General features: G+C 63.6%; 15 protein-coding genes and 1 pseudogene. 13 read left to right on the top strand and 3 right to left on the bottom strand.

Translation table 11 applies throughout. The features are described 5' to 3' along the window. The 6 genes from LCM4577_RS15890 to LCM4577_RS15865 all read left to right on the top strand — a co-directional run bounded on the left by LCM4577_RS15890 (position 1) and on the right by LCM4577_RS15865 (position 5250). On the top strand, positions 1-975 hold the full coding sequence (locus tag LCM4577_RS15890; RefSeq protein WP_041005903.1) for an alpha-ketoacid dehydrogenase subunit beta: 975 nt from the start codon (positions 1-3) through the stop codon (positions 973-975). An 11-nt stretch (positions 976-986) separates the two neighbouring features. Continuing rightward, positions 987-2264 (top strand): alpha/beta fold hydrolase, encoded by a 1278-nt coding sequence (locus tag LCM4577_RS15885; RefSeq protein WP_071072125.1) that lies wholly within the window; start codon positions 987-989, stop codon positions 2262-2264. Positions 2265-2357: 93 nt separating this feature from the next. Further along, positions 2358-2681: an NIPSNAP family protein gene (locus LCM4577_RS15880; RefSeq protein WP_071030573.1), complete on the top strand. Its 324-nt coding sequence runs from the start codon at positions 2358-2360 to the stop codon at positions 2679-2681. Position 2682: 1 nt separating this feature from the next. Then, entirely contained in the window at positions 2683-3549 is an 867-nt protein-coding gene (locus LCM4577_RS15875; RefSeq protein ID WP_041006253.1) for a hypothetical protein, read from the top strand. Between the two features lie 3 nt (positions 3550-3552). Next, complete coding sequence (locus tag LCM4577_RS15870; protein WP_071072123.1) at positions 3553-4476, top strand: 3-hydroxyacyl-CoA dehydrogenase NAD-binding domain-containing protein; 924 nt, start codon at positions 3553-3555, stop codon at positions 4474-4476. 24 nt (positions 4477-4500) lie between these two features. Next, positions 4501-5250, top strand: a complete 750-nt coding sequence (locus LCM4577_RS15865) for an SDR family oxidoreductase (RefSeq protein WP_071072121.1) — start codon at positions 4501-4503, stop codon at positions 5248-5250. Positions 5251-5270: 20 nt separating this feature from the next. Here LCM4577_RS15865 and LCM4577_RS15860 read toward each other — a convergent pair whose 3' ends face one another. Together LCM4577_RS15860 and LCM4577_RS15855 are read right to left on the bottom strand one after the other, a co-directional pair. Next, positions 5271-5777: a pyrroline-5-carboxylate reductase family protein gene (locus LCM4577_RS15860; protein WP_371410053.1), complete on the bottom strand. Its 507-nt coding sequence runs from the start codon at positions 5775-5777 to the stop codon at positions 5271-5273. A 39-nt stretch (positions 5778-5816) separates the two neighbouring features. Further along, a pseudogene (locus LCM4577_RS15855) lies at positions 5817-5990 on the bottom strand (NAD(P)-binding domain-containing protein); the annotation flags it as partial. A gap of 146 nt (positions 5991-6136) precedes the next feature. Here LCM4577_RS15855 and LCM4577_RS15850 point away from each other — a divergent pair. The 7 genes from LCM4577_RS15850 to LCM4577_RS15820 all read left to right on the top strand — a co-directional run bounded on the left by LCM4577_RS15850 (position 6137) and on the right by LCM4577_RS15820 (position 13023). Further along, positions 6137-6910, top strand: coding sequence for a GntR family transcriptional regulator (locus tag LCM4577_RS15850; protein WP_052457802.1), 774 nt, complete (start codon positions 6137-6139; stop codon positions 6908-6910). 141 nt (positions 6911-7051) lie between these two features. Further along, complete coding sequence (locus LCM4577_RS15845; RefSeq protein WP_071072117.1) at positions 7052-8164, top strand: branched-chain amino acid ABC transporter substrate-binding protein; 1113 nt, start codon at positions 7052-7054, stop codon at positions 8162-8164. A gap of 131 nt (positions 8165-8295) precedes the next feature. Next, the gene (locus tag LCM4577_RS15840; RefSeq protein WP_244508337.1) at positions 8296-9246 is read left to right on the top strand and encodes a branched-chain amino acid ABC transporter permease; all 951 of its coding nucleotides are present in this window, start codon (positions 8296-8298) and stop codon (positions 9244-9246) included. Next, on the top strand, positions 9246-10241 hold the full coding sequence (locus LCM4577_RS15835) for a branched-chain amino acid ABC transporter permease (protein ID WP_071072115.1): 996 nt from the start codon (positions 9246-9248) through the stop codon (positions 10239-10241). Before LCM4577_RS15840 ends, LCM4577_RS15835 begins: the two co-directional genes overlap by 1 nt. Then, entirely contained in the window at positions 10238-11068 is an 831-nt protein-coding gene (locus tag LCM4577_RS15830) for an ABC transporter ATP-binding protein (protein WP_041005892.1), read from the top strand. The genes LCM4577_RS15835 and LCM4577_RS15830 overlap by 4 nt, the downstream gene beginning before the upstream one ends. Beyond that, positions 10992-11741, top strand: a complete 750-nt coding sequence (locus LCM4577_RS15825; RefSeq protein WP_082037130.1) for an ABC transporter ATP-binding protein — start codon at positions 10992-10994, stop codon at positions 11739-11741. The genes LCM4577_RS15830 and LCM4577_RS15825 overlap by 77 nt, the downstream gene beginning before the upstream one ends. After that, entirely contained in the window at positions 11734-13023 is a 1290-nt protein-coding gene (locus LCM4577_RS15820; RefSeq protein WP_071030475.1) for an FAD-binding oxidoreductase, read from the top strand. Before LCM4577_RS15825 ends, LCM4577_RS15820 begins: the two co-directional genes overlap by 8 nt. 364 nt (positions 13024-13387) lie before the next feature. Here LCM4577_RS15820 and LCM4577_RS15815 read toward each other — a convergent pair whose 3' ends face one another. Next, positions 13388-14407 carry an NAD-dependent epimerase gene (locus tag LCM4577_RS15815; RefSeq protein ID WP_071072113.1) on the bottom strand — a complete coding sequence of 340 codons (1020 nt, stop codon included), beginning with the start codon at positions 14405-14407 and terminating at the stop codon, positions 13388-13390. Positions 14408-14627: the final 220 nt, after the last annotated feature.

The raw sequence follows: 14627 nt of genomic DNA, 5'->3' as shown, positions 1-14627 counted from the left end.
ATGGCGATGATGCGATACGCCGAGGCGCTCAACGCCGCGCTGCGCGAGGAGATGCAGGCCGATCCTTCCGTCTTCCTCTTCGGCGAGGACATCGGCCGCTACGGCGGCGTGTTCAAGGTGACGAAGGGGCTGATGGAGGAATTCGGCGAAAGGCGGGTGCGCGACACGCCGATCTCGGAACAGGCCCTGACCGCGATGGCGGTGACCGCAGCCATGACCGGCACCCGGCCGGTGCTGGAAATCATGTATGCCGACTTCATACCGCTGTCGCTCGATGCTTTGGTCAACCAGGCATCGATCTATAACTATGTCTGGAACGGTCAGGTGAAGATGCCATTCGTCGTGCGCACCCAGGGCGGCGGCGGAGCGGGCGCGGGCGCGCAACATTCCAAGGCGCTGGATTCCATGCTTGCCCACGTACCCGGCATCAAGGTCGTAGCGCCTTCGACGCCGGCCGACGCCAAGGGCATGCTGAAGGCCGCCATCCGCGACAGCCAGCCGGTCGTCTTCCTCGAGCACAAGCTGCTCTACAACATTCGCGGCGAGGTTCCGGAAGGCGACGTGATCGTGCCGCTTGGCAAGGCGGCAACCGTGCGCGAGGGCAGCGACATCTCGATCTTCGCCACTTCCAAGATGGTGGTTGAAGCGACAAAGGCGGCCGATCTGCTGGCCGCGGACGGCGTTTCGGCGGAAATCATCGATCTCCGGTCGCTGCGCCCCCTTGACCTCGACGCCATCGTCGCCTCGATCGCGAAGACGCACCACGCGGTGGTGGTCAACGAGGGCTGGCGCTTCTGCGGCTACGCCGCCGAACTTTCGGCAACGATCATGGACCATGCCTTCGACGAACTCGACGCTCCGGTCGCGCGCGTGACGCTGCCGGACATGCCGATCCCCTATTCCGAGCCTCTCGAAACGGCGATGCTGCCGAGCGCCGAGAAGATCCGCGCTGCCGCGTTGAAGACCTTGAAGTGACGAGGCGGCAGATGGCAACCCATCCGATCAGCATCGACAGCGCCGGCGGCGAGTATATGGAAACCGTGCTGGTGATTGCCTGGGCGGCCAAATCCGGTGACCCGGTCAAGGCCGGCGATCTCATCGTCACCGTCGAGACGGCCAAGGCGGCGACCGAAATCGAGGCGGATCGAGATGGCTGGCTGGCCGATATCTACTTCACCGAGGGGCAGGAAGCGCCGGTGGGCGCCGTGCTCGGCACCATCGCCGACGAAAAACCGGTGGCAGGCCACGCGGCTCCAGCCGCAACAACAGCGACGGCCGATCCCCTCTCCGCAACCGACGCCCCTGCGCCCTCCCACCAGTCCGGCACCCGTGCAATCGCAAGCCCGCTTGCCCGCCGGCTTGCGGCGGCCGCGGGGCTGGACCTGTCGACCGTCTCAGGGACCGGTCCAAGGGGTCGCATCAAGAAGCGTGACATTGACGCCGCACTCGCCGGGCGTCCGGATCGGTCCGGCGGCATCCAGACGGAGCCGACGGAGTCCCCGGCATCGCACGTCGCCACGCCGGCGACAGCGCGTCGAACGGCGCCGGCGGTCCTCATCCACGGCTTCGGAGCGGACCGTTCCGTTTGGCGGCAAGTCGTGCCTTTGCTCGAACCAGATGTTACGACGGTCAGCCTCGACCTGCCCGGCCACGGCGCGGAGGCCGCGCGGCCGGCCAAGAGCATCGAGGAGATCGCCTTCGCCCTTTCCGACCAACTGGAGGCCATGGGCGTCAGGGACGCTCATCTCGTCGGCCATTCCCTGGGCGGGGCGGCCGCTCTTGCGCTTACGCGGATCGGCCGTCTCACCGTGCGCTCCGTGACCCTTCTTGCCCCGGGCGGTCTCGGCCCGGAGATCAATGCCGGCTTCATCGCCGGGCTTGCGCGCTCGACCACCGTCCAGGCGCTCGAGCGCTGGCTGGCGGTCATGGTGGGCGATCCTCGAACCCTGCCGGCCGGCTACGCGCAAGCGGCGCTGAGGCAAATGGAAAAGAACGGCAACAGGGATGTGCTGGCCTCAATGGCGGAAGCGCTGTTCCCGGATGGAACGCAAGGCTTTGACCTGACGCCCGCTCTCGCCGGGCTCGGCGTGCCGACACGGCTCGTGTGGGGCAAGCTCGACCGCGTAGCACCTGCCGCTCATGCCGCCCGCGCGCCCGGCTTCGCCGCCGTTCACCTGCTCGACGGCGTTGGCCATGTGCCGCAGATCGAAGCGCCGGCGCTGACGGCCAGGCTTATCGCGGAGACGGTGCGAAGTTGCGGTTGAGACGACCCGCGCTTGCGGCGTCGGCAAAGCCGAGCCGGACAAGACTTTTCTGGCCTCACGGGGCCGGAACAGGAACCAGAAGGAGTGACCGAGATGATCTTCGACCACCGCACCTACACCGCCCGCCCGAACAAGCTGCCCCATTTCCTCAAGCTCTATGAGGATGTCGGCCTGCCCATGCAGCGGCATTATCTGGGAGAGCCTTTCGGCTTCTTCCAGACTCATATCGGCGATCTCTCCCGGACCGTGCACTTGTGGAAATACGAGACCCTTGCCGACCGTGAGGAGCGTCGCGACCGCATGGAAGCCGACCCGGAATGGCAAGCCTATCGGCGCAAGGTGATCGAGACGGACTATCTCCTCGACATGCGCAACCAGATCCTGAAGCCGGTTTCGTTCTTCAACCCCGGCAAGTGACATGCAGCTCGTTTTCTCGGCCGAGGGCAAGGCCTGGCCCATTCAACTGAACGGCGACACCCTGCGCACTCGCCGCTCGCTGCTGGCCGCCCTACCCCTGCGTTTGCAACTGCACACGCCCAAGATCGCCGGCAGCCATATCTACTGGCACGCCCCCTTCGTCGAGGACGTGGAGGGCGCGACCCACGTGCTCGACGCCAAGGCGGGAGCCTTCATCTACTGGCCGGTACGGCAGTTCCTGGAAATCACCTTCGCGCCGCTCCAGGCCGAGACGGCGGAGATCACCGTGCTCGGCCATCTCGATGCGCCGGTCGAGGGCATCGCGGAGCTCGCCGCGGTGCTCAAGCGGGAACAGGGACGCCGCATCATCGACGGGACCCTGGCACTGGCCGACGGAGGGACTGAGGAGTCCCCGCCGGCATCGACGCTTCCGCACGACATCGTGGCCGGACGCAAGGTGATCTGGGACCGCATGCCCGACGACATAGCCCATATCACCGCTTCGCGGGCCATCATGCATCCCGCCGGACCGGTCTTCACGGCGGAGGCGGAGGCGCGCGTCCTGCACGAACTGCTCTGGTGGATCCGATCCGAGCGGGCAAGCGTCGACGAGGCGGTGCTGCGCCAGACGGCGGCACTTGCGCTGAACAAGGCGGCGACGCGGCTGCGAGATTTCTGCCATCTCGCGGAAACGCCGGCGCTGCTGTTTCGTCTAGAGAGGGCGATGGAGGAGGCAGTGCCTTTCGACCCCCTTGTCAATGAGGCGATCCTCGTCGCCGGCCGCATCGGCGCCTGGCTCGACCTGCTTATCCCATGGAACGACCTCAACGAAGCGTTTCGTGCCGCGCTCGATGGGAGAAGGGCCTGAAAAATGGACAGACTGACCATCGGCATTGTCGGGTTCGGCATCATCGGGCAGCGCTGGGCAGCTTGCTTTGCCCATGCCGGTCATGATGTGCGCGTATATGATCCGGCGGAGGGTCAGGAGGCAGTCCTTCACGAAGTCCTGCCGGCGCTCGCGGCAGACCTGGACAGCTTGAAGGGCCCCGCGCCCGCGCCCGGGGCGATCAGGCTTTTCCCGACGATGGCCGAGACACTCGAAGAAGTCGACTTCGTGCAGGAGAACGGTCCGGAAGACCTGCCGCTCAAACGGCGGCTGCTTGCCGAGATTGAAAACCATATCGGCGACGAGGTCATCGTCGCTTCCTCCTCCTCCGCGCTGCTCGTCTCCGACATCCAGGCCGAGTGCCGCGTCCCGGGTCGCATCGTGCTTGGTCATCCGTTCAACCCGGTGCATCTGATGCCGCTCGTCGAGATCGTCGGCGGTAAGGCGACCGATCCGCAGGCAATCGCGCGGGCGCGCGCCGTCTACGAAGACATCGGCAAGAAGCCGGTCACGCTCAACCGGGAAGTGACAGGCCATCTCGCCTTGCGCCTGATGGGCGCGATGTGGCGCGAAGCCATAGCCATGGTGCGCGACGGCGTCGCGTCGGTCGAGGATATCGATCGGGCATTCATGTACGGACCGGGACCGAAATGGACGTTGCAGGGCTCATTCATTTCCAACAGCCTCAATGCCGACGGCATCGAGGACTTCCTGCGCAAATACGGTCCCACCTATCAGGCCATCTGGGACACGCTGTTCGAGGCCAGGCTCGACGCTGACACGATCCGGACGGTTTCGGCGTCGACGGGCGCGGCGACGCATGGCCGCGGCCCCGAGGAACTCAGGGCAGCGCGGGACGCCGGGCTGGTCGGCATCCTGAGGACGGTCGCCGAACACGGCGCGCTTTGATCGTAGCAGCTTGGGAGAACGAGCATGGACTATCGCACCGCCCTCGTCACCGGAGCCTCCAAAGGCATCGGCGCGGCGATCGTTGAGAGCCTCGTGGCGGAAGGGCTGACGGTCCATGCGCTGGCGCGTAGCAAGGACGCGCTGCTTGCCTTGCGGGAGCGGCTTGGGCCGCAGGTCAAGCCCATCACAACCGACGTTCGCGATGGCGAAGCGATCATGTCCGCGCTGGGCACCGCCGAAATCGACGTGCTGGTCAACAATGCCGGCGGCCTGGCGACCGTGCGCCCCTTGCATGAACAAAGCGCCGAAGAGACGGCGGAGGTGGTGGAACTGAATCTCACCGCGCCGCTGCAACTCATCCGCCTTCTCCTGCCCGGTATGATCGCGCGCAAGCGCGGCCACATCTTCACCCTGACCAGCACGGCAGCCAGCGGCGTCTTTGCCGGTACGACAGCCTATGGCGCGGCAAAGGCCGGCCTGTCGCAAGCCGGTCGCATCCTGCGCTTCGATCTTGCAGGCACTGGCGTGAGGCTGACCGAAATCGCGCCTGGACGCGTCGAGACGGATTTCTACCTCAAGGCCTTTGACGGAGACCGCGAAGGCTTGCGCAAGCGCATGTATTGCGAGCAACGGCCATTGCGCCCGGCCGACATTGCCGCCGCGCTTGTTTCGGCGCTGCGGATGCCTGACCATGTCGACATCGCGGAATTGACCATCGCGCCGAGCGAACAGGCGGCCGGGGGCCAGAAATACCCGCCGCCGCCGCTACGATGATCCTCCTCGCACCGCCGCTTCTAGGTATCGGCAGGGCCGCCGGTCAGCTTCGCGAGAACCGCCATGCAGGCCTCCTCCCAGGCCGCCGGCACTTCGCGCGCCGAGAGAACCTGCAGTCCCCGCTCGGTGATCCCACCCGGCGTCACCAATTCCAGCAGCATCCGCTCCATCGGGTCTCCCTTTTCGGCGATCAGTCGCCCGGCCGCCACGAAGGTCCTTGCCGCCAGCCGGCGGGCCGCCGTGGGATCGAGGCCCTGGGCGCTCGACCATTCCGCCGTCCTGCGGATGAGATCCTGTGCCCAGCCGTAGACCGCGGCACTGACCGTCGCGACATCGAAATCCCTCTCGCTGGAGAGTGCTATCGGGGGGCCTAACCGGTCCAGCACCGCCCTCGCCTGCTCCACGTCGGGATAGTAGACCGTCGGACTGGCCGCGATCTCGGAAGCGGTGAGCGGCATGGCGCGAACGATACGCGCGGGCGCGACATCCAGACCGGCCAGCGGCACGCCGGCGCAAACCGATATCACGGTCTGTCCTTTTCGCCACGGCAAGCCGCTAACTGCTTCCGGCGCATGGACGGGCCGCACAGCGACGAGGACGACATCGGCAACCTCAACGAGTTCGCGATTGTCGGCGGCGAGCCGAAAGCCGTGCTGGACCGCAAGGGCCGCGGCCTTGCCGCGTGGAGACAGGATGATTGCCGCTGGATCCAACCCGGACCGCACAAACCCGGTCAGCATGGAAGCGGCCAGATGCCCGACGCCAAGAATGCCAATGATCATTTCCTTGCCCCCGAAGCGCCGCTTGCCATTCGTATGAACTTGCGAAAGAAGTGTGAGCCGCAAAGTGTCGACACAACCTGCAGACAAATCCGATTGGAACTTTCATGACCGAACGAGTTGAGGGCGACGCCGGCAGCGGCCAGCCCGCCATGAACGAGGCCGAAACGCGACGCAGCGCCGACAGCAGCGAACGTGCCTATCTCACGATCCGCAAGCATCTCGTGGAGTTCACGCTCAAGCCCGGCGAGCGCATCAACGAGGTCCAGCTTTCGCGCAGCCTGGGTGTCTCGCGCACGCCAATCCGCGAGGCGTTGAACCGGCTCGCTTCCGAGGGCTTCGTTTCGCTCACCCCCAATCGCGGCTTCTTCGTAAGGAGCCTCAGCACCGAGGGCCTGCTCGATCTCTATGAGCTGCGCTCCATCATCGAATGCGCCGCTTTCAAGCTGATGTGCGAGCGCGCCGAAGACCGCGAAATCGATCGGCTGCGTGAATATTGGGAGGCGATCGTCGAYGGCTATCGAGATCAGCCGGCCGACATCATTCTGGCTGAGGACGAAGGCTTCCATCTGCTCATCGCCGAGCTCTCGGGAAATCCCGAACTTGTCGCGCAGCTCGCTTCCATCAATGCGCGCATCCGCTTCATCCGCCGTATCCAGATCGAGCACCCTTCGCACGACAAGGCGCAAGTCACCTTCCACTCCGGGATCGTCGCCGCCGCCGTCAAACGAGATGCCGAGGAAGGCATGAAACTGTTGCGCGAACATATCGAAATGACCGTCTCCGTCACGCAGCAGGCGCTCAAGGACGCGCTGCTCAAGGTTTTTGCGCCCGACAATGCCGCCGATTTGAAGCGTCGCCGAAAGGTCCGTGATGCTTAATCGGTATCTGACCACAAGATTGAACGCAATAGTGTCGACACTTTCTTGACTGCCACTCCTTTGTCTGCTTCGATGCGCTGGCAAAGAGGGGAGAAGACCGGAACGGCCGCCCTCACGTGACAGCAGCTAAGGGGAACCTTCATGAGAAAACTTACCGCCGCACTCCTTCTCGGCGCCTCACTCTTCGCGGCACCCGCAATGGCGGAGCAGATAACCGTCGGCATGGCCGCGCCGCTTTCCGGCCCGCAGGCGTATTTCGGCAATACCTGGCACAATGGCTTCAAGCTCTACGTCGACAAACTGAACGCGAATGGCGGCGTCAACGGCGTCACCATCGCCTACGATCAGCAGGACGACAAAGCCGACCCGCGCGAGGGAACGCTCGTCGCCCAGAAGTTCTGCGACAACGACAAGGTCGTGCTCGGTCTTGTGAATTTCAATTCCGGCGTTGCCCAGTCGACGCTGCCGATCTAYGAGGACTGCTCGCTGCCGACCATGACCTTCGGCTCGAACCCGTCGCTGACCAAACAGGGCTACAAGTTCATGGTGCGCCCCGTCGCCAACGACCTGGCCGGCGCCCTATTGCCGGCTGAATACGCCTTAGGCAAGCTCGGCGCGAAGACCGCCGTCATCGTCAACGACAAGCAGGTCTTCGGACAGGGAATTTCCGAGATATTCGCCAAGAACTTCGAAGCGGGCGGCGGCAAGGTCCTCGATACCCTGGCGGTTGCGCCGACCGACGTCGACTTCACCGCCGTTCTGGCCCAGATCAAGACCAAAAAACCGGACGCGATCTATCTTGGCGCGGTGATGCCGCAGCTTGCGCTGTTCGCCAAGCAGATGCACGAACAGGGTATAGCCGCGGCGCTGATGGTGCCGGACGGCGGCTATACCCCGGACCTTATCAAGCAGGCCGGCGAGGCCAACGTCCAGGGCACGCTTGTCGCCATCCAGGTCCCGCCGATGGATGCTTCCCCCGAGATCGCGGATTTCGCTAAGCTCTATAAGGCCAAGTATGGTGAGGATGCCGGGCCATATTCGATCTACGGCTATGTGCAGGGCCAAATTCTCGAGCAGGTGCTCAAGACGACCAAGGGCCTTACGCGCGAGGACATGAACGCCGCGCTGCATGCGGCCAAGGTCAAGACCGCGGTAGGCGAACTGGAGTTCGACGACACTGGCGAACTCAAGGTGGCCCCATCTTACCTTTACAAGGTCGAGGGCTCGGACTTCAAACTGGCCGGCCAGAAATAGTCATGCGCCGGAGTCGCCTCGGCGGTCTCCCGGCTTGTCTATGGCCGCGCTCCGTCGAAGCGCGGCCGTAGAGATTGTTCTTTCCCCGGCTGCGCCAGCCGCGCGAAACCTACTGCACAGGATGCCGGTCCATGCTGGGAAGCCTCATCCAACAAACGGTCAATGCCCTGACGATAGGCTCCATCTACGCGCTGATCGCTCTCGGCTACACGATGGTCTACGGCGTGCTGCGCATGATCAATTTCGCCCATGGCGAAATGTTCATGCTCGGCGCCTACGTGGCTTTCCTGGTGCTCAGCATGCTGATCGGCACCGTGGGCGGCGCCGGCGCGATTGCGCTTACCGCGGCCTTCGTCCTCGCCATCTTCCTGGTGGGTGTCATCGGTGTCGGCATCGAACGGATTGCCTATAAGCCCCTGAGGAATTCCACGCGTCTCGCGCCGATGCTCTCCTCGCTCGGCGTATCGCTCTCGCTGGTCACCGGCATCCAGATTCTTGCCGGTCCACAGCCTGTCGCCTTTCCGAGCTTCTTTCCCGCCGTCCGCTACGAGGTGATGGGCGGCACGGTCAGCTCGGTGCAGATCGGCATCCTGATCGCCGCCTTCGCGCTGATGTTCGGCCTGCATTTCCTCGTCAACCGCAGCCGCATCGGCATCATCGTGCGCGCCGTCTCGGAAAGCCGGCCCACGGCCCAGCTTCTGGGCATTAACGTCAACGGCGCGATATCCATGGTGTTCTTCGTCGGGCCGCTGCTCGGCGCGGCCGGCGRCATCCTCTACGCCAGCTACTACGGCATCATGACGCCGACCATGGGCGCCGTCATCGGCTTGAAGGCCTTTACCGCGGCGATCCTCGGCGGCATCGGCTCCATTCCAGGCGCCATGCTCGGCGCCTTCATCCTCGCCTTCGTCGAGGTTGGCGGAACGGCGCTGCTGCCCATCGTCACCCATGGCGTGCTCGGCACCGAATACCGCGACGTGCTGTCCTTCGCGATCCTCATACTCGTGCTCCTGATCCGTCCCGCCGGCATTCTGGGCGAGGCCGTTTCCGAGGAAAGCATCGTATACAAGAGGGAGTTCTGATGTCCGTCGCCGAGACCCTCGCCGCCGCCAAGCCGCGTTCAGGACGGGCCATTTCGTTCCTCTTCTTCGCCATCGCGATCGCGTTGATCGTAGCGACACCTTTCCTGCCCAACTACTACGTCCGTGTCATCAACAGCCTGCTGATCTACATTCYGCTCGGCATCGGGCTGAACATCGTGATCGGCTATGCGGGACTGCTCGATCTCGGCTTCGTCGCCTTCTATGCGGTCGGAGCATACAGCTACGCGCTGCTCGCCAGCCCGCAGCTCGACCTGCACTGGCCGTTCCTGCTCATCCTGCTGGTCGCAGCCTGCCTCGGCGCGGTCACCGGCATATTGCTCGGCATACCGGTGCTGAGATTGCGCGGCGACTACCTCGCCATCGTCACGCTCGGCTTCGGCGAGATCATCCGCATCATCATCAACAATCTCGACTGGCTTACCGGCGGACCGAAGGGCATAGCGCGCCTCGACAAGGCGTCGATCCTCGGCATCCAGGTCGCCCGTCCGATCGATTTCTTCTGGCTATTGCTCATCACCGTGCTCGTGGTCGGCACACTGGTCTGGCGGCTGGAGCGCTCCATCCTCGGCAAGGCCTGGGCGGCCATCCGCGAAGATCAGGACGCCGCGCGCGGCATCGGCATAAACACGACCAACGCCAAGCTTGCCGCCTTCGCCACGTCTGCGACGATCGGGTCGATCGCGGGAGCGATCTTCGCCGCCTCCCAGCGCTTCGTCAGCCCGGAGAGCTTCACGCTGCAGGAATCGGTGCTGATCGTGCTGATGATCGTGGTCGGCGGCATCGGCAACATTCTGGGCATCGTCGCAGGCGCAACGATCCTGATGCTCTTGCCGGAGGTGCTGCGCGAGTTCGCGGAATGGCGCATCCTTTTCCTGGGGTTGTTGATGATCTTCCTGATCATCGTGCGACCGGCGGGAATCGTGCCGCGCAGCTTCGGCCCGGACAAGCTCATCCGGAGGCTCTTCGGCAAATGACGCTCACCTTCGACAGACTGCGAAAGCAATATGGYCAGGTCGTCGCCATCGACGACGTGACGGCCTCCTTCGCTCCCGGGCTCATCCACGGCGTGATCGGACCGAACGGCGCCGGCAAGTCGACGCTCATCAACATGACCGCCGGCTCCTACAGCGTCTCGGCGGGATCGATCGCGCTCGACGGCAAGCGCCTCGACACGCTGAAGAAGTATCAGATCGCCAATTCCGGCGTGGCCCGCACTTACCAGAACATCCGGCTTTTCGACCAGATGACGGTGCTCGAAAACCTCGAAGTGTGCTTCTACCCGGCCGATGTCGGCGGCACCTTGAAGGAAGTGATGTGGCCACCCTATGCCGCAGCCAGACGCGAAAGACGCCGTGAGAAATGCATGGAGATCCTGCGCCTCTTCGATCTGCAGGGCTACGCGCAGGCCGAAGCCGGAAGCCTTCCCTACGGCCGCCAGCGCATGCTGGAAATCGCCCGCGCCCTCGTGTGTGATCCACGCGTGCTGCTGCTCGACGAGCCGGCCGCCGGCCTCAACCATCACGAGACGGCGGAGCTGACCGCGAGGCTCGCGGCCCAGCGCCTGCCCGACCGGATCACCATTATCGTCGAGCACGACATGGATCTGGTCATGTCGCTCTGCGACAACATCATCGTCATGCATCACGGCAAGCTTCTGTTCCAGGGCACGCCCGCCGAGGTGCAGGCGAGCCCCGACGTCCAACTCGCCTATCTGGGAACCGCCAATGACATCGACGACATCCGGGCCGCTGCTCAGGATCGCCGGGCTCAGCTCGGGATACGGGCGCGTCGGCGTTCTTGAAAACATCGATATCGAGGTCGATCCAAACGAGATCGTCGTCGTGCTTGGTCCGAACGGCGCGGGCAAGACGACGTTGCTCAACTCCATCTCCGGCGTCGCACGACCGACCGCGGGTTCGATTACCTTCGAAGGGCGCGACATCACCGGTATGCGTCCGGAGCAGGTCGTGCGCCTCGGCATCACCCATTGCCCGGAAGGCCGCCAGATCTTCCAGCGGCTGACGGTCGAGGAGAACCTTGTCGCCGCTCACATCCGCCGAGCGGGAAGGAGCTTTGAGGCGCTGCGCGCCGAGGCGTTCGATCTCTTCCCGGTGCTGAAGGAGCGCCGCAACAGCGTGGCGAGCCGGATGTCGGGCGGACAGCAGCAGATGCTGGCAATCGGCCGCGCGCTGATGGCCGAACCGAAGCTGCTGATGCTCGACGAGCCGTCCCTTGGCCTCGCGCCTAAGATCGTCCATCAGATATTCCGCATCATCCTGGACCTGTCGCGCAACGGCATCTCTATCCTGCTCGTCGAGCAAAACGTCCAGCTCGCACTGGAATGCGGCGACTACGCCTATCTTCTCAACACAGGCAAGGTGAAGCTTCACGGGCCGGCACAGGAAATGGCCGAGCACTCCGCGCTGAGCGAGCATTACCTTGGCGGCGTCAACGAGACTGTCCTTCATGTTTGAGGTCGACTGGAAGACGCCGCATCTGTGGCGCAAGACCGCGAAGTCGCGCGAGACGGCGCCGGCGCTCCAAGGCGATCTGCAAACAGACGTGCTGGTCGTCGGTGGCGGCTTCACCGGCATGGCCGCGGCGCTCGGCGCGCGCGACAGCGGCGTCGACGTCATACTGCTGGAAGGCAATGAGATCGGATCGGCTGCTTCCGGCCGCAACAACGGCCTCGTCATCTCGCATCACTCGAAGGCATCGCCCTCGGAATTCGAAGCCGTCTACGGCAAGGCCGTCGGCTCCCGCTACAACCGCATGGTGGCGGACGCCGCCGGCGTCGCCTTCGGCCTGATGCAGCGCTTCAACATCGATGCCCATCAGGTGCAGGAAGGCTGGATCCAGCCCGCCCACACCGAGGCCACCCTTGCCCGCGCCCGCCAGTTCCACGACGAGTGGAAAGCCTTCGGCGCAGACGTGTCCTGGCTTGACCGCGCAGAAGTCAGTGCTCGCATCGGCAGCCCCTATCTCGGCGGTTGGATGGTCAACAATTCGGGTCACATCAATCCGTTCGCCATGACGATCGGTCTCGCGGCCGCCCTGGAGCGCGAAGGCGTGACCATCCATGAGAACTCCCGCGCGACTAGGATGGAACGCCTGCAAGGCGGCTGGCGCGTCTTCACYGGATCGGGCAGCGTCAGCGCGCCGCAGGTGATCCTGGCGACCAACGCGCTGACCGGCGACATCTGGCCGGGCCTGAAGAAGACGCTGGTGCCCTTCAAGGTGTTCCAGGCTGCGACCGGTCCGCTGTCGGATGAATTGCGCGCCAGAATTCTTGTCGGCAACCCGGCCGTGTCCGACATGCGCCGGGATCTCCGATACTTCCATTACGACCGCGATAACCGGCTGGTCAGCGGCGGCACGCATACATTCTGGTTGGATGAAGCCGACCGCGGCCGCGCCAAGGTCTCGCGTATGCTCGGCAAGGCATTCCAGGCCTTCGGCGGCGAGCCCGAGATGGTGGAATACTGGCACGGCACCTTCGCGGTGGTGCCCGATCGCAGGCCTCGTCTCTACCGGTTGGCTCCTGGCCTTGTGTTCGGCGGCGTATATTCAGGCCGCGGCGTGGCGCTTTCGATGTCGCTCGGCCAGGAGATCGGCCGCTGGGCGGCAGGCCGCCGCACCGACGAGCAGATGTCGCTACCGGTCACCAGCATGAATCCGATTCCGTTTCATCCGATCGCGGTGCAAATCGCCAATCGCATGCATGCCTGGAACCGTTTTCAGGATCGCCGCTCGTAAGACGCGGAGTGGCTATGAACATTCCAGGAGCCTGTCCGCTCGGTCCTGGAGCGGTTCAGCGTTGCACAGAATCGCCAGGCGCCGGGCCTTGATCTGGCTCGAACTGCCGTAAATCAATGGCTTACGGATGGTTAGCCAACCCTCGGCGAACCGGGTGGCGAAGCATCCTATAAGCGATTGATAAATAATGGTGGGCCCGGAGGACATATTAAAGCGATTGATTTCACTGGCCTTTTTTGTGGATCAAAAACTCGAGCCTCCCCGTATCGTTCCGTATGATCTTGCCACGTTGGATGGTTGCGAAGACGTATCTTCGGTCGGTATCGCCAACTGCGACTGCGGCGGGATACCGGGGCAGTCCGGATCAGGCTCGATAAAAATCCCGATACCATTCCACGAAACGCCGGACCCCGATCTCGATCGGAATTCTCGGCCTGAAGCCAGTCGCTTGCTCAAGTGAGCTGACATCGGCGCAGGTCGCGGGCACGTCACCCGGCTGAAGCGGCATGGAGTTGCGTTTCGCTTTTTTGCCCAGCGCGTCTTCCAGCAGTTCGATCAAGTGATTCAGCTCAACTGGCGAACTGCCGCCGATGTTGTGGATCCTGAACGGCGCGCTGCTCGTCGCGGGATCAGGCGCGGCACTGCTCCATTCCTTGTTGGGCGTGGCGGGCAGTTGCATGATGCGGATCAAGCCCTCGATGACGTCATCGATATAGGTGAAGTCTCGCTGCATGTTGCCGTGGTTGAAGACGTCGATAGGCTCACCCGCAAGTATGGCCTTGGTGAAGATGAACAGGGCCATATCCGGGCGGCCCCACGGCCCGTAGACCGTGAAGAACCGCAAACCAGTCGTCGGCAGTCGGAGAAGATGACTGTAGGTATGGGCCATCAACTCGTTGGCCCTCTTGGTGGCAGCGTAGAGACTGAGCGGGTGATCGACAGAATCGTGAACGGAGAACGGCATTCGCGTGCTGCCGCCATAGATCGAGCTCGAGGACGCATAGACAAGGTGGCCGACCGAGGCTTGGCGGCATCCTTCCAGGACATTGAGGAATCCGCTCAGATTACCTTCGCCGTAAGCGTAGGGATTGGTGAGCGAATGACGAACGCCGGCCTGGGCTGCGAGATTGACGACGATTTCCGGACCAACCGAGGCAAAGAGCGCCGAAACGCGGTCGCGATCGGCGAGGTCGACATGCTCGAACCGGAAATGTGGAAATTCTTCCAACTGATCGAGCCGGGCCCGCTTCAGGTTGATGTCGTAGTATTCATTCATGGAATCGAGGCCGACAACTTGCCAACCGTCGGAAAGCAGTCTCCGGCATAGATGAAAGCCTATGAAACCCGCTGCGCCGGTGACAAGAGCAGGCCTATTTGATGTCACGGCATATCCCTAACGTTAAGCTGTGACCCGATTCACACCCGTTTCCACCCTCGCCTCTCTTTGTCCCCGGAAGCATCATCAGAATGATCGATGAAACATCTCTTGAGCAGAGCCATAACCAAACTTCATCTCTAGCTCAGGCAAGCCATGCTCCCGGCATATGTGAAGGCACAAGCGGCGGATCAGGATCTTGATGAGGCTCCTCCTCCACCGGAGCCGC

The organism is Mesorhizobium sp. LCM 4577, assembly GCF_001854795.2.
Lineage (GTDB): Bacteria > Pseudomonadota > Alphaproteobacteria > Rhizobiales > Rhizobiaceae > Mesorhizobium > Mesorhizobium plurifarium.
The sequence above is the reverse complement of the archived record's forward strand: the minus strand, read 5'-3'. Positions and strand labels throughout refer to the sequence as shown.